This is a genomic window from Myxococcales bacterium, from assembly GCA_016712525.1.
GTDB lineage: Bacteria > Myxococcota_A > Polyangia > Polyangiales > Polyangiaceae > JAAFHV01.
On sequence record JADJQX010000009.1, the window covers coordinates 18,794 to 39,038 of the forward strand.

A 20,245-nucleotide genomic window follows, 5' to 3' on the forward strand; every position below is an offset into this window, starting at 1 on the left:
TTACGCCGCTCGGGCGGAGCCTCCTCCGGACGGTTCGACGGTCGGCGGAGGAAGCCGACACTTTCTCCGAGGCGATCGAGCGGAGCACTGTTCATCAGGTCGTTCCCGACTTGCTGAGCCCGGAGGGACCGAGAGGTGGACCGGTGGAGGCGCTCCTTCGTGCGGGCTTCACGCGGTCGATGGCGGACCAGCGCGGCGATAGTCTCCGGCGTTGGCGAGAATACATCCTCCGGGCGATGGCGGGAAGGCAGCTTGAGCTTCCCTTTGCGAGGGCGAGGCAGGTCGAGTACGAAGGGACAGCCATGCTTCGCCGGCTCGAGGTCCACGGGTTCAAGGCCTTCGGTGAGGGGGCGGGCGGCTCCGTCGTGCTCGACGCTGCGCCGCTCACGCTCCTTGCGGGCCCGAACGGCGCCGGCAAGTCCACCCTGCTGCAGTCGCTCGACGTGCTCGGCATGCTCGTCCGAGGCACGATCTCCGAGCTCCTGGACGCGCACGGCTGGGTCTACAAGGACCTCCCCCACCTCCTCTCCGACAAACAGACCTTCGGCTTCGTCGTGGACGTCGAGCTCGGCAAGCGGACGCTGCGATGGTCGCTGATGCTCGGCACCCGGCGAAGACCAGGCATCGCTCGCGAGGTCGTTGATGTGATCGGTGAGAAGACGCCTCCCCTCCTCGACCGCGCGTTTCGTAAGATCAGCGTCTACGTCGAGAGCACGGGCGAGACCGTTAGCCACCCCCCATTGACGCTCACCCAGTCATGGCTCAGCACGCTTGACCCGAAGGAAGACCGCGGGGCCCATCCAGGGCTGCTCGCCCTGCGCGAATGGGCCGAGCGCATCTTTCCGTTCTGGTCCCTAGACCCTGCGCTCCTCCGCGCGCCTTCCAGTGGTGTGGCGAGCCGCGTCGGGCCTCGTGGCGGCAACCTGGCGAGCTTCTTGGCGAGCCTGAAACGCCGCAACAGGGATGCGTTCGACGCCTTCGTGGCCCGCGTTGCGGCGTACTACCCGCGGCTCCAAGGCATCGACATCAAGTCCGATGCCTCGGGCAAGAAGACCGTGAGCATCCAGGAGGCCTGGGATGGTGCCCCGGTCGGCTTCAACGCCAACCAGGTGAGCGACGGGCTCCTTCGGCTGCTGGCGGTCGCGTCGATCCCAGATTGGGAGCACACGCCGAGCGTCGTCCTGCTCGACGAGATCGAGAATGGCCTCCACCCGCGGCTCATCGGCGGCATCGCGGAGCTGCTGAGCGAGATAAGCAAGACGACGCAGGTCATCGCGACGACCCACAGCCCCATCACGCTGAACTACGTGCCGGCGGAGTGCACGCGGCTGGTCACGCGGGGCAAGGGGGGAGCCGTGACCATCACCAACCTGAAGGATACGAACGGCTTCGCCGAGCTCCGCGAGCACTTCGAGCCCGGTGAGCTTTGGTACAATGTGGGTGAAGATCGCCTCGTGGGCCTGCCTTCCAAAGGCAAGAAGGGCCGCTCGTGACCGCGGTCCGGCGGGTGCTCGTCGTGGCCGAAGGCCGCAGCGAAATCGGCGACCGCGACGCGATCGCTCGACCGACGGGGAAGCGTGCCAAGGCCGTGGTGGAGGGCTTCGTCCCCCGGTCATTCGCCGGGAGCTCGGCGGCGTAGAGCTCGAGGCTCGGAAGGTCACCGTGCTCGGCCGGTTCGGCGTGAAGGCGAAGCTCGAAGGCCACGCCGACAGGGCGGCCAAAGCGCTGGCCCTCGCTTCGACGCTAGGCTTCGACGTTCTCGTCTTCGTCAAGGACGTCGACCGCGAAGGCGGCGTGAAGAAGTCCGCGAAGGAGCGCGCCGCGAAGCTCGAGACGATGCACCACGAGATCGAAGAGGGCTTCGACGCGGTGAAGAACGCGCAGGGCGTCGCGCGTGTGAAGGGCACGCCGTGCCGAATGATCGAGGCGTGGGCGCTCGGAGATCCGGTGGCGTTGAACGAGGTCGCGGACCCCCGAGCGAAACGCGAGCCGTGCCCTCCTGCGCCCGAGGAGCTGTGGGGAGACAAGACGGACCCCGCCTCCGGATACCCGAAGAACGTGTTCGCGCGTGTGACGGGGAGGGAAGCGACGGCCGAGGTGCTGGAGGAGATCGCCCGAGAAGCCGACCTGGACGAGGTCGCTCGGCGCTGCCCGCAGAGCTTCGCGCCGTTCCTCGAAGAGCTCCGCGCCGTCGCGAGCCCGGCTCGCGCGACGCCCGGCACCACGAAGCGCCGCGGGAAGTGAGTTGTGTCCGAGAGTCGGGGTTTTGCTGGTGAACGGTTCCGGGAACTGAATGTGCCACAACGTCGTCCGGACACCCTGTTCAGTTATTCGAAAAGTTCGAACAACTGAATAGCGGGCCCCGCCGACCGAGTGCGATCCCCGAAGCCACGGCCGTCATTTGACCCTATCCTGCTCGGGCCCTCGCGGGCACGGTCCAACGCTCGCCAACCCCGCCGCCACCGAGTAATCCACCCCCATGACCCTCAAACGCATGGACAACGTCGGCATCGTGGTCGAAGACCTCGACGCCACCATCGCCTTCTTCGCCGAGCTCGGCCTCGTCCTCGAGGGGCGCTCGCTCATCGAGGGCGAGTGGGCGGGGCGCGTGACCGGGGTGCGCGGGCAGCGCGTCGAGATCGCCATGATGAAGACGCCGGACGGCCATAGCCGCCTCGAGCTCTCGCGGTTCCTCGCGCCCGCCACCCTGGCCGATCACCGCACCGCCCCCGTGAACGCGCTCGGCTACCTGCGCGTCATGTTCGCCGTCGAAGATCTGGACGACACGCTCGCCCGCCTCAAGAAGCTCGGCGCCACCGTGGTCGACGAAGTGGTCGACTACCAGGGCATCTACAAGCTCTGTTACATCCGCGGGCCCGAGGGCATCCTCCTCGGCCTCGCCGAAGAGCTGGGAAAACAAGCCTCCCGCCGCGACCCGCTCGAGACGTGAACGACTAGAACGACTCGCGGCGAAGTCCGAGGCCGAGCACGGGTACCACGGTGGACACGTCGCCGGCGAAGAGGTCGACCCCACGTGTGCGGAGGGGCGAAACCCGAAGAACCCGAGGACGTCAATGTCCACGAAGAGGCGACTGAAGAGCTCGATGCGTTGGCTCTCGACCACGTCGCGCGCCGTCGTGGTCGACGTTGGCCCCGCCGTCGTGGCGTCCTTGACCGTGGAGAGCTGGAGGACGTTCGCGTCGACACGTGCGCGGAAGGCGAGGTAGGACGGCACGGCGTTCCATTGCGCCCGGAGGCGTGCCTCACCGCGCACCACGACGGGGCTCTCGTTGCGGAGGACGAGGCTCTTCCCGGTCGCATCCACCGCGCTGAAGTCCTCGCCTTGGACTCCGCCACCTGCGGAGACCGCGAACGCGAAGCCTCGGCCTGCGCGTGCACGGAGGCCCAGCGAAGCACCGCCATGGCCAACGAGCGACGTCTCGTCGGGGCGGACCGTGCCCGTTCCGACCACGAAGCGACCGCTCGTCCCGGCGTCGTAGAGGAGCACGCCGCCACGAAGTCTGAGCTCGAGCTTCACGTCTTCGCCGAGCGATGGCCACCAGACGGCCTCGGCACGCCCCTCGTAGCGGTCCACGACGGTACGCTGTCCTTGCGGCGTGTCGAAGGCATGGTGGTGAACGCTGCCAAATCCCGAGACGCCGAACACGTCGCTCGCGTAGCCGAGCAGGAGATCCCCGTCGAGCAGGGTCTCTTTGCCCAAGATCGGGAACGTGGCGTTCACGTCGAGGAGCACGCGCTCGGTCCATGGCGGGAGGGAGACCAGGAGCGACCTCGCCAGAGCCTTCACGTCGTCGTCGGTCTCGAGGGTCACGATGCGCATCAGCAAGCGCTGTGAGCCGTCGTCGACCATCGGGACCTTGGGGGCCGCCGCCTTCCCCTCGAGCATCGCGAGCTCGCGCGCTAGCGCGACGGTGCCTTCGATCCACGCGAGCGCTGCCTCACGGCGGGAAGCTCCTCGCGCCCGATCGAGCTTTGCTCGCGCCTCGTTGGCTCTCGTTCGCGCTTCGGACGCACGGGCGAGAGATGCCTCGATCCCCTGGGGGTCGACCCCTCGCGCCCTCCCGATCTCGCGCCATCGCGTGGCCATCGCGGTCGGAGCGAGCGTGGCGAGCTCCTTCGTCGCAGCGGACAGCTCGACGGCGCCTTGCGCCATGGCCAGTGCGAGCGCGTCCGCGAGCGCGGCAGCACGAAGGCTCGCGAGGGTGGGCCGTGGCTGTTGGGCGACCGCGCACGTCGCCGGCAGCGATTCTGCACGCCCCGAGCCACACGCGAGCTTCGCGATTTCTCCGAGGAGCTGGCGCGCCACGGCGCCGAGGGCCGCGTCGTCGTCCGGGGTGGTGCCTTCGGGCGTGGTGGGGCTCGGCTTGGGGGGCGGGGCGGGCTTCACCGGAGCCGTGGTGGGCGACGGGTCGGGAGGATCGTCGTATTCGTCGGCGCGAGCGGGTGTCGCGCCCAGCGCCACAAGGACCACTCCCGCGAGCGTCCCGAGGCCGACGTGTGCGCCGCCTCGGCGCCCTCGCGCGAGCCTCAGTCGGCGCAGCATCGGAAGCCGACCACATTGCGCGTTCCACGCTTCACAAGGAACAAGCCGCAGTCGGCGGTGAAGCCGAACTGGGTCAGCCCGCCGCCCCCGATGATGCAAAGGTCGTCGCGCCCCGTGTCGGCCTCGCACATGTCGATCATCTCGGGTGCATTGCCGGACATGTCGTAGACGCCCTCGGGCGTCTTGCAGGCGGGGTAGGAGCCGACGGGCGCGAGGGTCTTCGGCGGCGCGCCGTTGACCGATGTGTTGCACGTGGTCGCCTCGTAGACTTGGCCGTAAGGAAACGGCCTCGCGCCCCCGCCGTTGCAGGCGATGCTCCATTCGTTGTCGGTGCGTCTGCCTTCGGTCGCGGAGAAGTCGTTCGCCGTGTACGCGTACTTCGCTGGGCCACCACCCGGGCGGCCGCAGAGGCGCTTTCCGGCCCAGCGGCAGTACGCGGAGGCGTCGCACCAGTCGATGCCGACCGCGGGGGATTTCGCCTGCGTCTCGGTGATTGCGGGCCAGCCAGCGACCTCCGGGGTGTGTCCAGTGCCTTCCTTGAAGCTGCAGGTAGCGGGCATGCCTGGGAAGGTCTTGCCAGGGTCGATCGTCTTCCAGAAGCGCAGGTATTCGGCCGCCGTGACCTCGTAGGGATCGATGCGCACACGCACGGGCGGTCCGTCGACCGTGACGGCGACGTCGACGGGCTTGCATGGCGCGTCGCCCTTGTCCCGATCCGGCGACGACGAGGGACAGGCGACCCAGTCCTTCGAGCTGAGCGGCTTGACGTTGGCTGGCGGGGGCTTCTGGCACTCGGACTTGCCCTGCACACAGCCGCCGGGATCGCAGATCTGGATGCCGTCGAAGTCCGTGCCGTCGTCGCGGCATCGCTGCAACGTGTCTCCGTCGCACGAGTACTCGCCGCGCCCGCAGATCGGCGCAGCCTGGGTGAGGCTGGTCTCCTTGGCGCACGCCGCGACCGTAAGGGACGTTCCGACGAGGAGCGTGAAGAGTGTCAGTCGGCGCAGCATCGGAACCCCGCGGTGTTCTCTCGTCGGTTGTCGGGAACGTAGTTGTTCTCGTTGCTCGCGCAGTCGGACGCGACTCCGTAGTTCTCGGCCGAGCCGCCCGAGCGGCGGCAGAGCAAAAACTGATCGGTGCACACGTCGACGATCTCGGCGACGTTCCCGTGCAAATCGTAGACGCCACCCGGAGTCCTACACTGCGGGAACGAGCCCACCGGGGCGATGGGCCGAGAGGCGGAGCCTTGGTTCTGTCGGACGTTGCAGCCCGTGTCGTTCGGTGCGGTCTCGCAGACGCGTTGCCAAGCGTCGTTGACGGGCGTCGTACCGCGCGCCGCGAAGGGCTCGCGGGAAGGCTTGCCGTCGGTGCCGCCGCAGAGGCGCTTGCCGGCCCAGCGGCAGTACGCGCGCGCGTCGCAGCCGTCGACCCCCGTGATGGGGAGGCGGGCCTGCGCGTCGGACAGAGTGGGCCATCCCTCGACGCTCGGCGTGAAGGGGATGGTCTTCTTGTAGTCGCACTCGACCCCTAGCCCCAGCGTGTTGCGGCCGTTCGCGGTGGCCCGCCAGAACGCAAGGTATTGGCTCCTCGTCACCTCGAACGGATCGATCTTGACCCCGCTCTCGGTGACAGGCTTGCAGGGCGGATCTCCCTTCGTGAGATCACCTCCCGAGCCTGGCGTGCAGTCGACCCACTCGGTAGACGCGATGGGCGCGACCGGCCCGCCGCACGCGGGCGCGCCGATGCACGTGCCTGGGGGACAGCGCTCTACGATGTCCCACCCCGAGCCTACGTCGTTGCAGCGGCGTAGCGTATCTTCTTGGCAATCGTTCGAAGCAGGCTCGCACACCTGCGTGACGACCTCCGCTTCCGTCCGCTTCGTGCAACCCGAGGCGCCCACAGCTCCGACCAGCCCGACGAGCGCCCATGCGAGCACGCGCTCGCTCCCACTCCCTCTTTCCCATCTCCCCATGCGCTCGGAGCTTAGCACCGGAGCCCAAAGGCTGTGTCGCCTCTGGATCAAAAATAACAATCTCTCCGCTCGTCTCGGAGCGCAGGTGAATCTCGTCAGTTTCCGCGGGGTTGCGCTCGGCTCGCGGGCGTGGTGTCACGCACCTGGAGGGTGTCTGTCGGCCCCGACGATGCGGTCTCGGTCGGCGCATGGAGGTCCCGACCCGACCAACGTGAATGCTTGCGCAGCGTGGCCGCGCCCCCTGCCCATGTCGTGCTCGGCGAGCTCGGCACCCCGACGTCGAGCAAAGTGCGCGCGGGGCGCCTCCAGCGAGATCCGCGCCGCGACTCGCGTTCGCGAGCACGGTGACGCCCTCCGTATCCACGCAGCCCTCGGCGCGCCCGCTCGCGTCCGCCACGCCGCCACGCGATCCTCAGGGAATCTCAGGGGGTGCGTTCGCGTAACATCCGCTGTCGCCCCCGCCGCGGGGCGCCATCGGGAGAAGAAGATGCGCAGGTTCGAGCTCGTCGAGGGCACGTCGGCCAAGTTCTGGGAGGTGTGGGTGGCCGCCGCGGAGGTGCACACGCGCTACGGGCGCCTCGGCGCCGCGGGGAAGACCACGGTGAAGGCCCTCGAGTCCGAGGACGCTGCCCACGCGCTCGCCGCGTCGCTGGTTCGCGAGAAGGTGGGGAAGGGCTACGTCGAGACGTCCGAGGTGGCGCCGACTGCGCCGAGTGTGCCGTCGGCTCCGTCCGTGCCGACTGCGGCGACCGCGGCGACTGCGCCCGTAGCCTCCGAGCCCGCGCTCTCTCCCGAGCCCGAGCCCGCGCCGAAGCCTGCGAAGGCCGCGAAGCCGGCGAAGGCCGCCGCGGCGCCGAAGCCGCCCAAGGCCCCCGCGAAGGGGAGCGCGGACTACCAGGCGGGGTGCGACGCCTGGGCCGCGGCGCTCGGGTGGCTCCAGCTCGATCGCATCGAGGAGCTCTCGGCCGAGGGATACGCCGCCGCGCTCGACGCCGCGCTCGCGGACCCTCGCGCGGCCGGCGTGGCGGCACCGGAGGCCATCCTCGACCAAGTGGCGACCCTCTCCCTTCCGGACAGCCAAGTCTGCGACGAAGCCCAGGTCGAAAAGCTCTTTGGGGACGACCCGGCGGAGCTCGCGAAGCAGCAGGCGCGTCAGCTCGCGTTGCGTGCGCGCATCGCCGAGTGGATGGAGGCGAAACACGCCACGTTGATTCGTCTCCTCGAGGCAGGCTACCCCGCGACCAAACGCGCCAAAGGCTCGTACTCGTCGCCACTTGAGAATTTCGTGCGCTCTCTGCCCTGCTCGACGCAAGAGAAGATCCCCTACGCGTGGGACGGGCCGGAGGGCGCGGCGTCGACCACGGCCGCCGATGTGCTGCGCGCCTTCGTCGCTCACGGGAGCGGCGTCTCGGACGACGCGCTCTCGGAGGCCGCGTTCCTGCGCTATCCGGCGCTCCGCGTGCTCGTCGAGGCCGGTGGCGGCACTGGCAATGGAATTCTCCTCGCCTGGTGGAGAGCCACCGAGCGGAGCGCGACCTCCGAGGGGGACGTCCGCGCCGACGCGCGCCGCTACCTCGAGCTCCTCGCGCCCGCATTGCGCGCGGCCGGAGCCGACGGATTGAGCTTCGAGGGGCCGAACGGCGTGGTGGCCGGCGCGCTCACCCTGGCGCTCACGCGCGGCGCTTCGGACGCCGTGGCGGCGCTCGTGTCGGCGGGGACAGCGCTCGATCAGGCGCTCGCGGTGGACGTCACCGACGACGTGCACGTCGGCTCGAACCTCCTCCCCGGCGGACAGAACCAGAAGTTTCGCTGCGCCGCCGGCTTCACGAGCCGCGACGTGGCCGAAGCCACGCTCGACGCCCACGACAGCTGGGAGGCCGCGCTCGGAGACAAGGACGGGCCCCACGTCACCGACGCGCGCCGTCGCGCCCGGGACCGCGTGAGGTCACTCGCAGCCACGCTGGCGGCTCGCGGAGTCCCGGTCTCCGGCCTCCGCGTCCCCCTCGCGCCGGTCGAGACCATCCCGACCCCGCCCACGTTCAAGCCCACCGTCGACGCCGCGCTGCTCGGCTGCGTCGAGCGCCTCGGAGGCGACTCGGCCGAGGCCACCCGTCGCCTCGCCGCGCTTCACCCTGGAGGCTTTGGTCCCTTCGTCTACTTCAAGAGCGCCGCAGGGGCCGTGGGCCCGCTCCTCCCTCGCGAGCGCCTCTCGGAGACCGGCGCCGCGTGGCTCTGCGCGTACCTCGGCTACGACAACGGCGCCACGTTCGAGAACCTGAGCGGCTACAGCTCGGACGCGCGAGCCGTCATCCGCAAAGGCACCCTGCTGGGCGTGCGTGGCTCGGACACCGTCGCCGTCCTCGGCAAAGACGGCAGCGTGGCCTGCGCCAGCGTGCGCGGAGGCGTCGAGCCCCTCGCCCCGGACCTCGAGACCTTCGTCCGCGAAGATATTGGTCGGATCGGGGTGGGGTAGGTCGCCGCTCGAGACGTGAGAGCGCGGAATGCCGAGGTGCGGGCGGGGGCCTCGCCTGGGCCGAAAGTCTTCGGCGGTCCGGCGAGCGACCTTCCGAGCGCTGGGCCAAGAGCCAGTGGACAGCCCGTGACGCCGGTTGGCCGGGCAGGGCCGGCATGCTACGAAACAAGCGTGCTTTTGCAGAAGATCGGGCGGAGCGTGGCTTCGGCGCGGAAGCGGGCGAGCCTGAGCGTGGCGCGCCTCGCCGAGGCCGCGAACGTCGGGGAAGGGGCCGTCATCGCCCTCGAGCGGGGCGAGCCCGGGATGATGGCTTCGGAGCTCGATCGGATCGCGGTCGCTCTTGGCGTCGCGCCCGCGGCGCTCCTCCGTGGTGAGCTCGTCGAGCTTCGGAGCCCGAGCGTCTTCCTCCGGCACCAGGCCGCGATGGACATGAGGGACGCGGACCTCGGGCGCCTCGACGCCGCCATGGTGGAGGGCCGCCTCTGCTCCGAGCTCGGGGCCCGAATCGGAGACGACTCTTCCTCGTGGCGAATGCGCACGTTCGAGCCGAAGGCCGCGCGTGGAGCACACACAGCGCAGGAGGGCTATGGGCTCGCGCGCGAGGTGCGCCGCGCGATCGGTGCTTCGGCCGAGCCCCTCGGTGACGTGCGCGAGCTCGTGGAGAGCCGCTTCGGCGTTCCGGTGCTCGTGACCGACCTTGCCTCTACCAAGGTGACGGCGCTCAGCCTGCGCGACATGCTCGGAGCTGCGATCGTCTTGAATGGCAAAGATGGCGAGCGCGCGCGCAACCCGGCGCTCGCGAGGGTTCACGTACTTCACGAGCTTTGTCACGTGCTCTTCGACCCGTCGAAGGGCGGGCTCCACCTCGTCGTCGACGAAGGTGAGGGCTCGAAGGAGAGCCGCGCCGAAAAGCGGGCACGCGCCTTCGCGGCCGAGATGCTCTTGCCCGAGGAAGGGCTCCGGCGGCTCTTCCCTGGCGCGCGAACCGTCTCCGACCGCGTGGCCGCGAGCGACATGGTCGCCAAGGCCAAGGTGCACTTCGGCACGCCTCACGAGATCGCCGCGAACCACCTCGCGAATCTCGGGCTCGTGTCACCGGAGCTTCGCGAGTGGCTCGTCGCGAACAAGGCCAAGGTGGGCAAGGCGAGCATCGGGACGAACCTGCCTCGCGCAGGTGAGCCGAGCCATCTCCTTCGCCTCCTCGTGGCGCGCGCTCACGACCAGGGCGAAATCACGGACGGTGAGGCTCGCCACGCGCTCCGCCTCGACACCGTCGATCCGTTGCCCTGGGGAACGGGGTGACGTACCTGCTGGACAACAACGTCATCTCGTTCTTCTGGAATCGGAGGCGCGAGAAAGATCTCGCCGCGGCGGCAACGAAGGTGGCGCTCGCCATCGTGCAGGAGGTCCGCGACGAGGCAGCCCGGCATCCGACGTACGGGGCTCGGTTTGGCAAGTGGCTCCCCGGCACGCAGATCGCTTGCCTTGGGATCGCGCTCGGATCGAAGGCGCACGTCGTGTTGGCCGAGCTAACCAAGGCTCAAACGACGACGAAGGACATGGGCGAGCGTGCAAGCGTCGCGCTCGCGTCGACGATGCCGGAGCTCGTGTTCGTCACCCATGACAAGAACGCGACCGTGCTCGCCCATCATGAGCTCTTCGAACGCGGGGAGCGCGTGATCGGGCTCGCCGTCTTCCTCCGACGCCTCGCCGAAGACGCGGGCACGAGCCCTGTAGCGCTGGACGAAGTGATGCAAGTGTCGCAGCTCGACAAGCGACCACCCACGTGGTGGCCTTCGTGGAGGGCGACCCTGTCTCCCTGAGCCCGTAGTGTGTCGACCGCAGCCTGCATCCAGCACGTTGGCGTCGACGATGACGACGGAAGGGCGCCGGGGAAGATATTGGTCGGGTCGGAGCGGGGTAGCCCGTCGAGGGCAGCGTCAGCCCTCCGTCGAGCGACGCCTTCGTAGAGGAATCAAGTCGCCGGGTGCGCGACTCCAATCGTAGAGGCCCCCGCGGGCCGCGAGCTTCTCGGCACGAAAGCCAACCTGCGCGAGCGCCGTGGCGAGACCCACCTCGAGGATGGGGGCACTCTCACGGTGCCTGCCGCCGGTGTCCCCGTAGAAGCGGCCGAGAGGATCGATCATGGCGTAGGAGTCCGTCATGGCTTCGTTGTCTTCGACCACCGGGTCGAGGCCGCGGGCCCGGGGACGTGCGACGAAGGTCCGGAATTGTGTCGAGTCGATGAGGAGGTCGTCCACCGAGCCATCGTTCTGGCCGGCGACGTAGAGCACCTGGAAGACCTTCCACCGGGCCGGCCGCAGGAGCTCGACCAGCTCCGTCATGTCCTCGTTCCAGGTGAGGCGAGTGACCACCGTGTTGAGCTTGACCGCAATGCCGCGCGCGTGAGCCTTCTCGACGAGCGCCACCGTCTTGCGCACGTGCCCTCCGGTCCCTCGCCCGAGCGCCGCCTGGACATCCTCCTTCCCCGAGTCGACCGAGAATCCCACCCAGTCGAGGTCGGATGGCTGACGATCCAAGACCTCGGCGAGCCGTGCTCCGTTCGTCACCACGCACGTCGTGAAGCCGAGGCGTCGCGATTCGGCGAGGAGCGCACCGAAGTGCGGGTGCAAGGTTGGTTCGCCCCCCGCGAACGTGAGCTTCTCGCAGCCCGCCTCGCGCAGCAGCGCCATGAGCCGGAAGGCATCGTCCACGGGGAGGTAGCCGCGCACGTCACGGAAGGTGGCGAAACAGAAGCGGCAGCGGAGGTTGCACGGCTTGAAGATGTGGAAGTTCACGGCCGCAGGTACGGCGACTCGATGCGGAGTCGCCTCGTGATCGACGGTGGGCTCGGTACCTTGCAAGGTTGCTTTCGTGGACGGGGCCATGGGGGCTCGCTTTCATCGGGCATGGGTCGCCCGTGTCGGGGGCATTTCGGACAAAGGGGGGGGGCGCGCGCCGTCTCCTGGACGGCGCGTAGTGTCGAGGGCGTCGCGCTGTAGGCGCGCGCGGGTGCCGTGGCGCTCGGTTCGGCGCGAGCACGTCGCGTCGAAGACCGTCCGCGCCGCGGTCACGCGGGCTCGTCAGCCGGCACACGGCGGCACCACCCTCCCTACGCAGGCAGGGAGGCAGCGCTCAGGTGGGCTCGGAGCGTTGGGAGAGTCGCGGGGACGTCTTTAGAGATTCGTGTATTCGGCGGCGGCGTGGGCGGCCTCGTCGCCGAGGATGACGCGCAGCTTGTCTTCGGCGGCGCTCAGGTAGCGTTTTACGGTCGCGAGGCTCACGTCCAAGGCGGCCGCCGTCTCTTCGAGCGAGAGCTCCTCGCCGTGCCGGAGCTCGAAGGCCATTTGGTGGTCGGCCGGGAGCTCGTGGAGCGCGCGAAGCAGGCGCGATCGACTGTCGATGCGCGTCGAGAGTGACGGACCGGTGTCGAGGACGGTGTGCACCTCGCTGTCAAAAGGGTGGAACCGCGGTGCTTCTCGTAGTGCTTGAGCACCTGAAGGCGCGCGATTCCCCACAGGTAGGCGCGCGGTCCCGAGGTCGCCCGCGTGCGACCCTCGACGAACGCGAGCATCGTCGCCTGGACGAGGTCGAGCACGTCGGCTTCCGGCACCTTCGTGTGAAAGAAGCGCCGGAGCTTCGGCCATTCGTCTCGGATGAGCCTCTCGAGCTCCTGCTCTCGCGTCGTCGTCATCGCGTCCTCCGGCGGTCATGTCCGACCGAGGGGTCGAAACGGCTCAAGGTTTCTCTCCTGCCACGTTGATTCTTGCCAGGACAGGGGGGCGTCCCGGATAGGTGACGGCGAGCGTGCCGGAAGGGACCCCCTTCCGGAGCGCTTCGGTGGCTTCGGGACCTTCGACGTCGAGGGCGAGCGACAGGTGCGGTGCGTCAGCGAGCCCTTCGACGGCCAACGCCCCATGATCGACCACGAAACGTGGGATCCCTGGGGAGGCGCAGTTCTTGGAGGGGGCGTTCGCGTGCCTCACGAGAGTCACGGTCGGCGCGCAAGGCTCGCGGTGCGCCAGCGAAAGCCAGTAGCATCCTGGAAAGAACCGTGGACCCTCGAGCGCTTGAACGTAGGCGCGTGACGTGCGGGTCGGCTTGCAGGCCGATGCCGCGGGCGGGGTGACCAGGGCAGGGGAGCTGGATGCGGCTGCCGCCGAGGCGTCCACGACGGGAGCCTCGGCATCCGCTTCGGAACGGAACGGGAGCATGGCACGCTGCAGGTGTTGCATCGTTCCGTCGAGATCGACCTGAAGGGCTCCGGTGGCGACCAGCGCAAACGCTACGGCCGCGACGAGGCCCGCCGCGAAGAGGCGAAGCGGCCAGCGCGACGCAGCGATAGGGGCCTTCGCGAGCGCGGCGAGGAGCGTCGACATGTCCGGAAACCGGTGTTCGGGCTCGGCGGACGTGGCGCGTCGCAGAGCGTTCCACAAGGGGCGCGAGAGCCAATCCGGGCGATCTCCCGTGGGCAGGGTGGGCTCCCCCGTCAGCGCCTCTACGAGGGAGAGCGCGAATGCGTACTGGTCCGAGGCCGCCGTGGAGATCCCGCGGAGGGCCTCGGGCGCCATGTAGGGCTCGGTCCCAGCCGCCAACCGAGGGTGACTGGGGCTCCCCGTCCGGGGGGACGCGATCGCGAGACCGAAGTCGAGTACCTGGGCGACGCCGTCCTCCCGCACGAGGACGTTGTCGGGCTTGAAGTCGCGATGCACGAAGCGCTGCTTGTGCGCAGCGGCGAGACCGGCGCCGGCCTCGAGGTACACTCTCACGATCTCGGCGACCGAGCGCTCGCCTCCCGCGAGCCACGCACGCACGGTGGCGCCCTGAATGAGCTGCATCGACACGAGCCACAGACGGAACGCACGCCCGTCGAAGGTGGCGCTCACGACCGCCACGTCGTGAACGCGTACCACGTGCGGGTGGTCGAGGCGCGCCAACGCACGGGCCTCCGTGAGCATGCCGGTACCGCTCCCGGTGGCGAGACTGAGCTTCAGCGCCACCGTCCGATCGAGCCTGCGATCGAACGCCGCCACCACCACCCCCGAAGCTCCCCGTCCGAGGAAGCGCTGAACGTGATAGCGAGAGTCGAGCACCGGCCGCGCCGCACCGAGGAGATCGGTGCGCAGAAGATCGGCCCCCAACGCCGTCTCGAGAGCCGAGAGCGCGTCCATTTCCGTTTCACGCTACCGACCGGCTCTTCGGGGTGTCAAGGCAGGGAACACCGGAGCGGACACCTACCCCAACATGCCCCCCACGACCTGTTGGGCAATCGGGTGGTACGTGCCCCGGTACTCGGCAAAGAGATCCTTCGCCAACGCACGTGTCTCGTCGCGCCGCGCGAGCGCGCGATACAGCGGCTTCAAATACTTCATTCGCCCGATGCTCCCGAGCACCTCTTTCACTCGCGGGAGCACGGGCGAATACCCCGATTCACACGCGAGCACGAGCCACGATACGGCGATCTCGAGGTTCTTCGAGGCGGTGAGACCGTACGTCGTGTCGAGGGCGCGGCACACCTCCTCGCTCGAGGGCTTGGGCATCGCCTCGAGGTAGAGCTGCCACTCGGCGGGAGTCCACGTTTTGGCCTCTTCGGCCCCGGGCACGGCGCCGGCCTGCGCGAGCGTGCGCACGGCGGCGAGGCGCTTCGACTGCGGCTCGTAGTGGCGCGGGGGAGGCCAGGGCCGTCGATCCAGGCCTTCGCGTCGACCTCGGCGAGGAGCCCGGGGGCCTTTTCCTCCACGAGCGCGACGAAGTCGTCCGTGGTCGCGGCGCCGAAGCGGTGCGCGCCGAGCCACGCGGTGAGGAGCGTGTCGAACCGCTCTTTTCCTGCCGCCGCCTCGAGCGACTTCAAGAACAGATACCCCTTCTCGTAGGGGACGGCGCTGAACGCCTCGTCCGGATCGACGCCCTCGAGGTGGGTGCGAAGGCGCGTGAGCTCCGGGTGGCTCGCGTGCTCGAAGGCCTGCTTGAGCCGCTCGTACCCGAGCGCCGCGTGCAGCGCGCCGAGCTCGTCGCCCTCGAGCGCCTCGACGATGCGGCGCTCCGCGAACACCGTGAACCCCTCGTTGAGCCAGAAATGCTCGGCGTTCGTGTTCGTCACCAAGTTGCCCGTCCACGAGTGGGCGAGCTCGTGGGCGAGCACGCTGACGAGGCTCCTGTCGCCGGCGAGCAGCGAGGGCGTGAGGAACGTGAGCCTCGGGTTCTCCATGCCGCCGTACGGGAACGAGGGCGGCAGGACCAGCATGTCGTAGCGGTCCCAATCGTACGGGCCGAAGAGCTTCTCGGCCGCGCGGAGCTGCTCCTCGACGACCGAGAACTCCCACGCCGCCGCCTCGATCTGCGCGGGCTCGGCCCACACGCGGCACCGGTCCGACACGTCGCGCGAGACCACGTCGCCCACGGCGAGCGCGAACAGATAAGGGGGAATCGGCTGCGGCATCTCGAAGCGCTCGAGGGCCCGCGCGCCCGGGCCGCTGCCTTGCACCTCGCGCCCGCGCGACGCGGCCGCCATCACGCCGCGCAGCTCCGCGGGGACGTCGAGCATCGCCGTGTAGGTCTGCCTCACCCACGGCGTGTCTTGGCAGGGGAGCACGCTGCGCGCGTGGATCGCCTGGCACTGCGAGAAGAGGTACGGGTGCACCTTTCCGAGCGTCTGCGCGGGCGCGAGCCACTGGAGCGCCGACGCCTCGGGCGACGTGCGGTACACGATGCGCACCGCGCTCGCGCCCTTCGGCAGCGTGATCTCGAGGCGCTGCCCGAGGATCGGATCGACAGGGTGGAGCGTGTGGGGCAGGGGGGCGCCGCTCTCGTCGGTCACCGCGTCGATCGTGAGGCCCCGCGTGTCCAAGTCGAGCGGACCGCCGCGCGAAGGCTCTCGGAACGTGAGCGTCACGGAGCACGTGAGCACACGCGCCTCGAAGTCCACGCGGGCCGTCCACTCGAAGGACGTCGTGAGAGGTTGGGAGTCGTCGGCGTAAGAGTGCGGATCGCGTCGTGCCACGATCCGATACGCTACACCGAAGCCGCGGCTCTTTGGGCGCGACAGCCCCGGCACCTCCCGCGTCCCACACCGGAGCCAGGCCCCATTCCCCACAAGGGCGCGAGAGGAGTCGCACGCGGGCGCCCTCCGAGCCGGCGAGCCTGCGCCCCTGGCACAGGCTGGCACCGACGAAACCCCGTAAATTCCAGAGGAACGGTCGGCACGCCCGTTGCTGAGGGGAGAGCATGCGAACGACCTTCCTTCTCCCCCCTCTTCGCTTTGGCCCCCCTCGCCGTCGGGTGCAGCTCCGACCCGTCGGTCCCCGACCCTGTCGAATGCGACGCCTCGCCTCGGCGGAGCCCGAGGCCGAGGCGAACGGAATGAAGCCGTTCACCTCCGAGGCCGAGCTCTCGGCGACGCTGGGCGAGCCTGAAGCCACCCAGAAGAAGATCCAGGCGTGCGAGGGCGTCACGACGCGGCGGCACGACGAGCGCCCCTGAGATGACGCCGGCGCGGCCGCGGCCCCTCCCTCGAACGACGGCATCACGAACAACCAAGAGGCGGGCGCGGACGAGGGCGGCATCGTCAAGAACATCGGCGACCACCTCGTCGTCCTGCGAAGGGCCGCCTCTTCGCCGTCGACGTGTCGGCCGCGCCCAAGACGAGCGACTCGATCCGCAAGTCGCGCCCACGGACGCTCTGAACAGCGGCGTCTGGTACGACGAAATGCTGGTCAAGGGCGACCTCGTCTACGTCGTCGGCTACCGCTACAGGCCCCCTGCGGCCTGGCGGGCGACCCCGCGCGCGGCGCGACCGAGATCGACACGTTCCGTCTCACGGGGGCAAGCTCACGCGCATCCGCTCGATGTTCCTCGAGTCGAACGATCACTTCGGGCTTCGAACCACGCGAGCCGCATGGTCCAAGGCGAGCTCGTGTTCTCCTATGCCCCACTACGTCGGCCGGCAGAACGAGGCGCTTCGCGTACCCGCGCGTGCTCGAAGCTCGTCCGACGGAGGCCCGCGCGCGGTGGCCCTGATCTCGGCGCGCTCGACGTCACCCGCGGCTTCGAGCGCCTGTACTTCGCCCACGTTCCACACCGTGGTGAAGGGTGCGCCCCCGCCGACGGCTCGCCTGATTGCCACCGGCAAGGCCATCCTGGGCGCACGGTGGCGTGAGCACTACGTCCGGGCAGTGCTTTCACCTCTGGTCGCAGAAGCACGCCTACCGCATGAGCCTCCGCCACCCGCAAGACGTGACCGTACATCGCGGGCGTTGCGCTCCGCGCGACCAGCTTTCGTTCAAAGAGACCGGCTGACTCCCTCCTCGTCTCGGTGCAGGATAAGAATGGAGCTTCGCTCGCGAAGCTCCCGCTCACGGCGTTCGACAAGGCCGGTGGGCAGACGCCGGTCAGCGCCCCCTCAGTTGTCGTACGTCACCGTGAACCGCTTCGTCGGGAGCGCCCTCGCCGCGGGCTGAAGCGTTGCTGCCCGCGAACGCCCTGGTGCCGACCCGCGCTGAGAGCGAGCTCCGTCGCTGTCGACACCGCGACGCTCTCCGTCTCGCGCGGCCGCTCGCGCCGATGCCGTGCGCATCGAGCCCCTCGACGGGGATCGGGCGCCCGTCGCCTCGGAGGAGCCCCTCCGGCCTCGTCTTGTCGGCGCTGTCGACCTCCGACCTCTCCGCGCAGCCGAGCGAGCCCGAATCCCTGGGGTTCGCCAGGGCGAGAGCCGCAGCCACGGGTTCTTCTTCGCCGAGCGCGAGCGGGTGGCGGGACCTTTCGGCTACGCCGTGATGAACGAGCCTGGCTGCTCGTCCGCGTACTTCGGTAACGGCATCTCGAACTCGGCTTCTTCTCGGTCGGAGCGGACCGCGCCCTCGGGGAAGATCGATCATCCCCGCGGGCAACTACGGGGTCGTGCGAGACCTCGTGCATCGACTGGTCGGAACACGCGCCCATCTTTCTCAAGGAGCGGTGTCCGCGTCACGGCGGGAGAGCGAGTCAGCTGAGGTGGCGCTCGCGGGGTGGAGCTCTCCGCGTCGAGGCCCTGCCGAGCTGAAGCTCGCCGCTGGCGAGGCGGCTTATGGCGCCCTGAGGGAAGAGGTTGAAGGCGAGACGCGAGTCGCGCGCCTCCGAGGGCGTGCGGCCCGCTTCGTTTCACCGCGATCCGAGGCTCGACGCGGCCCACCTCCTGCGCACACCGCCGCCATGCTCCGTACCGTCGTCACCGGCTTCCTCGGCGCCGGCAAGACCACGTTTCGCCAACGCGTGGCCCGAGGCTACGCCCGACGCGACGTGGCCGTCGGGTGAACGAGCTCTCCCGGCGACGCGGGCATCGACGGGAGCCTCGTGGAGCGGCGCGCACCTCGCTGAGATCACCGGTGGTGCGGTGTGCCGCCCGCTGTCCGAGCCGCATGCGCCTTCGAGGCCATCAGCACGCGCAGCGGCCTGCACCGTCGCGCGTCGTCATCGAGACGTCGGGGCCGCGTCACCTTCGGACGTCTTGCAGGGCCCCCGCGGAGGGGGGCCATCCGGGAGTTTCCGCTCGACGGCGTCATCACCGCGGTCGACGCCACGCGGACGGCTGGAGCCCGCGTCACGACCTGGCCATCGAGCAGATCGCAGTGTGTGGACGTCGGTGCTCGCGCGCGCCGACGCGACGAGGCCGCGCTCGCGGAAGCCGCCGCGCGAGTCGGGAGCGCGGGACGACCACGGAGCCGGGTGACGTCGGCCCGTGGGACGATCTCGCGAGCGCCGGGCCTCCGGACGCTCGCGGTTTCGTGTCGCCCACGCACCGCGACGCGGTCTGCGCGCGGGCCTCGGGTCACCCTGATGGCGACGCGCACCGCGGGCGGAGACGGCCGTGTCCTCGTGCTCGACGGCGCAGGTCGATGGCGAGGCTTCGCGGACTTATGGAGCGGGATTCGGGGCGCCCGGACCCCGGATTTTGCGGATGAAGGGCTTCGTAGCCGTCGCCGGCGCGGACGCCCGCATGATTTGGCGTGGCCGACCTCTCGCGATCACCTTCGGGGGACGTGGGAGAGGCGCGTCGAGAGCCGTCCTCGTCGTCGTGGGCCCCGGTATCGACGGGGACGCGCTCGTCCGCGCGTCCCCAGGGTCACTGCGAGGCCGTGACGACGAACACTAAAGGCGAACGGAGGCCGGATTTTCCGATCCCGCGCGCCTCCCGTGCCTCGCGCCTCGTCAGATGAGCTGCATCTTTGGTTCGGTCATCCGGAGCACGCGGCTCGGGCCGCTTGTGCCCGCGAAGTCACCGGTCGTCCCGGGGAGCACGAGGCAGAGGCCCCTTAGCCGCTTTCAGGTGACCTGAGGCGTCGAAGCGACCTGGCACGAGGGTCTTGATGGCGCGTCGCAGTCCCCACGACCGCCGCGTTGTCGCTGGCGTTAATGATCATGCATTTCTGGGCGCCCGCGCTCGATGCGGAGGTGCCTGCCGCGCCGAGGCAGGCTCCACTTCTGCGCCGAAGTTGCAGGCGAAGGAGCCTTCCCATGGAAGCCGCCCTTGGGTTCTCTCTTGAGCCTGCCCCAGAAGCCGTCGAGGCAAACGTCCAGCTCCCTGAGGTCCCTTGGAGCGACTTGCTGGTTAGCGTCCAGGAGGGAGCTGCGTCGAGCGTCAGCCTCGAGTGTCGCCACCGCGGACTTTGGCGGCGAGGCCCGACGCGCTGGTGATGCAGGCCGCGACTCCGGCCGGAGGCGAGCGGCACGTACCGGAGCGCGTCGTAACAGCGTCGTTCGTCAGTGAGATCCTCGCGGAGCCGTTCCTCGTGCATCGTGTCGGCCTTGGCCTTGGCGGTGTGCTTCCACGGCTGCGTGTGAGCCATCTGCCTGGATCGAGCGAGGCTTGCAGCGCGACGCGCCCGTGGAAGAGGGCGGCGATGCGGCTGCGGGCGCCGCCTTCGACCGTGCCCGGGAGATCGTCGATCGCGGGCACTTGCGGCTCTGGCAGCCTGGCGATTGGCGCGGGTCTCTGCAGCTCGTCACGGCGGGCTTCTGCTTCGACGAGGTGCGTGGAAGTCTCCTTTGCCTGCGCAGGTGATGGCGTCTCCTTCACGAGGGCGTCGTACGAGGCGAGGCTGTCCATGCTGCATTGCTTCGCCGCGTGCCGGCTGCTGATGAGCGCGGTGAGCCCGCTTCCAAGTCGCTACCCTCTTGGAAACGTCCATCGCGAGGTTCATCTTGCTCTCGTACTGGCTCTGGAGGGCGTGGAGGGACTGGGAAGTCGAGTCAGCCCGGAGTG

17 protein-coding genes and 1 pseudogene are annotated in these 20,245 nt (G+C 69.4%); 11 read left to right on the top strand and 7 right to left on the bottom strand.

The genetic code is table 11. The annotated features are described in order from the left end of the window. Window positions 1–302: 302 nt before the first annotated feature. The 5 genes from IPK71_37005 to IPK71_37025 all read left to right on the top strand — a co-directional run bounded on the left by IPK71_37005 (window position 303) and on the right by IPK71_37025 (window position 3,856). The gene (locus IPK71_37005; protein MBK8219356.1) at window positions 303–1,493 is read left to right on the top strand and encodes an AAA family ATPase; all 1,191 of its coding nucleotides are present in this window, start codon (window positions 303–305) and stop codon (window positions 1,491–1,493) included. After that, window positions 1,490–1,639 (top strand): hypothetical protein, encoded by a 150-nt coding sequence (locus tag IPK71_37010; GenBank protein ID MBK8219357.1) that lies wholly within the window; start codon window positions 1,490–1,492, stop codon window positions 1,637–1,639. The genes IPK71_37005 and IPK71_37010 overlap by 4 nt, the downstream gene beginning before the upstream one ends. 23 nt (window positions 1,640–1,662) lie before the next feature. Next, window positions 1,663–2,244 (top strand): hypothetical protein, encoded by a 582-nt coding sequence (locus IPK71_37015; GenBank protein MBK8219358.1) that lies wholly within the window; start codon window positions 1,663–1,665, stop codon window positions 2,242–2,244. A 235-nt stretch (window positions 2,245–2,479) separates the two neighbouring features. Beyond that, window positions 2,480–2,950, top strand: coding sequence for a VOC family protein (locus IPK71_37020; GenBank protein MBK8219359.1), 471 nt, complete (start codon window positions 2,480–2,482; stop codon window positions 2,948–2,950). 84 nt (window positions 2,951–3,034) lie between these two features. After that, window positions 3,035–3,856, top strand: a complete 822-nt coding sequence (locus tag IPK71_37025; protein ID MBK8219360.1) for a hypothetical protein — start codon at window positions 3,035–3,037, stop codon at window positions 3,854–3,856. A gap of 692 nt (window positions 3,857–4,548) precedes the next feature. Here the strand turns inward: IPK71_37025 and IPK71_37030 are convergent. Both IPK71_37030 and IPK71_37035 read right to left on the bottom strand, forming a co-directional pair. After that, window positions 4,549–5,574, bottom strand: coding sequence for an SUMF1/EgtB/PvdO family nonheme iron enzyme (locus tag IPK71_37030; GenBank protein MBK8219361.1), 1,026 nt, complete (start codon window positions 5,572–5,574; stop codon window positions 4,549–4,551). Next, complete coding sequence (locus IPK71_37035) at window positions 5,559–6,536, bottom strand: SUMF1/EgtB/PvdO family nonheme iron enzyme (protein MBK8219362.1); 978 nt, start codon at window positions 6,534–6,536, stop codon at window positions 5,559–5,561. The genes IPK71_37030 and IPK71_37035 overlap by 16 nt, the downstream gene beginning before the upstream one ends. A gap of 487 nt (window positions 6,537–7,023) precedes the next feature. Between IPK71_37035 and IPK71_37040 the strand changes: the two genes are divergently transcribed. The 3 genes from IPK71_37040 (at window position 7,024) to IPK71_37050 (ending at window position 10,832) form a co-directional block, all read left to right on the top strand. After that, on the top strand, window positions 7,024–9,009 hold the full coding sequence (locus IPK71_37040; protein MBK8219363.1) for a WGR domain-containing protein: 1,986 nt from the start codon (window positions 7,024–7,026) through the stop codon (window positions 9,007–9,009). A 171-nt stretch (window positions 9,010–9,180) separates the two neighbouring features. Continuing rightward, on the top strand, window positions 9,181–10,311 hold the full coding sequence (locus IPK71_37045; GenBank protein MBK8219364.1) for an ImmA/IrrE family metallo-endopeptidase: 1,131 nt from the start codon (window positions 9,181–9,183) through the stop codon (window positions 10,309–10,311). Continuing rightward, window positions 10,308–10,832, top strand: a complete 525-nt coding sequence (locus IPK71_37050; protein ID MBK8219365.1) for a hypothetical protein — start codon at window positions 10,308–10,310, stop codon at window positions 10,830–10,832. Before IPK71_37045 ends, IPK71_37050 begins: the two co-directional genes overlap by 4 nt. Window positions 10,833–10,949: 117 nt before the next feature. Here IPK71_37050 and IPK71_37055 read toward each other — a convergent pair whose 3' ends face one another. The 5 genes and pseudogenes from IPK71_37055 to IPK71_37075 all read right to left on the bottom strand — a co-directional run bounded on the left by IPK71_37055 (window position 10,950) and on the right by IPK71_37075 (window position 16,009). Next, window positions 10,950–11,897 carry a radical SAM protein gene (locus IPK71_37055; protein MBK8219366.1) on the bottom strand — a complete coding sequence of 316 codons (948 nt, stop codon included), beginning with the start codon at window positions 11,895–11,897 and terminating at the stop codon, window positions 10,950–10,952. 288 nt (window positions 11,898–12,185) lie between these two features. Then, entirely contained in the window at window positions 12,186–12,356 is a 171-nt protein-coding gene (locus IPK71_37060; GenBank protein ID MBK8219367.1) for a hypothetical protein, read from the bottom strand. After that, window positions 12,290–12,703 carry a sigma-70 family RNA polymerase sigma factor gene (locus tag IPK71_37065; GenBank protein ID MBK8219368.1) on the bottom strand — a complete coding sequence of 138 codons (414 nt, stop codon included), beginning with the start codon at window positions 12,701–12,703 and terminating at the stop codon, window positions 12,290–12,292. Before IPK71_37065 ends, IPK71_37060 begins: the two co-directional genes overlap by 67 nt. A 43-nt stretch (window positions 12,704–12,746) precedes the next feature. Next, a complete protein-coding gene (locus IPK71_37070) occupies window positions 12,747–14,180 on the bottom strand; it encodes a serine/threonine protein kinase (GenBank protein MBK8219369.1) in 1,434 nt (477 codons plus the stop codon). A gap of 63 nt (window positions 14,181–14,243) precedes the next feature. Continuing rightward, window positions 14,244–16,009: pseudogene (locus IPK71_37075) on the bottom strand (M1 family metallopeptidase). A 314-nt stretch (window positions 16,010–16,323) separates the two neighbouring features. Between IPK71_37075 and IPK71_37080 the strand changes: the two are divergent. The 3 genes from IPK71_37080 (at window position 16,324) to IPK71_37090 (ending at window position 19,135) form a co-directional block, all read left to right on the top strand. Continuing rightward, window positions 16,324–16,488: a hypothetical protein gene (locus tag IPK71_37080; GenBank protein ID MBK8219370.1), complete on the top strand. Its 165-nt coding sequence runs from the start codon at window positions 16,324–16,326 to the stop codon at window positions 16,486–16,488. 672 nt (window positions 16,489–17,160) lie between these two features. Continuing rightward, window positions 17,161–17,304 (top strand): hypothetical protein, encoded by a 144-nt coding sequence (locus IPK71_37085; protein ID MBK8219371.1) that lies wholly within the window; start codon window positions 17,161–17,163, stop codon window positions 17,302–17,304. A gap of 1,636 nt (window positions 17,305–18,940) precedes the next feature. Continuing rightward, on the top strand, window positions 18,941–19,135 hold the full coding sequence (locus IPK71_37090; GenBank protein MBK8219372.1) for a hypothetical protein: 195 nt from the start codon (window positions 18,941–18,943) through the stop codon (window positions 19,133–19,135). The last annotated feature ends 1,110 nt before the right edge of the window (window positions 19,136–20,245 follow it).

Excerpts from the sequence above, each read along its gene's own strand:
- IPK71_37005 (MBK8219356.1), top strand. The coding sequence starts at position 303 with ATGCTTCGCCGGCTCGAGGTCCACGGGTTCAAGGCCTTCGGTGAGGGG.
- IPK71_37020 (MBK8219359.1), top strand. The coding sequence starts at position 2,480 with ATGACCCTCAAACGCATGGACAACGTCGGCATCGTGGTCGAAGACCTC.
- IPK71_37030 (MBK8219361.1), bottom strand. The coding sequence starts at position 5,574 with ATGCTGCGCCGACTGACACTCTTCACGCTCCTCGTCGGAACGTCCCTT.
- IPK71_37035 (MBK8219362.1), bottom strand. The coding sequence starts at position 6,536 with ATGGGGAGATGGGAAAGAGGGAGTGGGAGCGAGCGCGTGCTCGCATGG.
- IPK71_37040 (MBK8219363.1), top strand. The coding sequence starts at position 7,024 with ATGCGCAGGTTCGAGCTCGTCGAGGGCACGTCGGCCAAGTTCTGGGAG.
- IPK71_37055 (MBK8219366.1), bottom strand. The coding sequence starts at position 11,897 with ATGGCCCCGTCCACGAAAGCAACCTTGCAAGGTACCGAGCCCACCGTC.
- IPK71_37060 (MBK8219367.1), bottom strand. The coding sequence starts at position 12,356 with ATGGCCTTCGAGCTCCGGCACGGCGAGGAGCTCTCGCTCGAAGAGACG.
- IPK71_37065 (MBK8219368.1), bottom strand. The coding sequence starts at position 12,703 with ATGACGACGACGCGAGAGCAGGAGCTCGAGAGGCTCATCCGAGACGAA.
- IPK71_37070 (MBK8219369.1), bottom strand. The coding sequence starts at position 14,180 with ATGGACGCGCTCTCGGCTCTCGAGACGGCGTTGGGGGCCGATCTTCTG.
- IPK71_37080 (MBK8219370.1), top strand. The coding sequence starts at position 16,324 with ATGCGACGCCTCGCCTCGGCGGAGCCCGAGGCCGAGGCGAACGGAATG.
- IPK71_37090 (MBK8219372.1), top strand. The coding sequence starts at position 18,941 with ATGAAGGGCTTCGTAGCCGTCGCCGGCGCGGACGCCCGCATGATTTGG.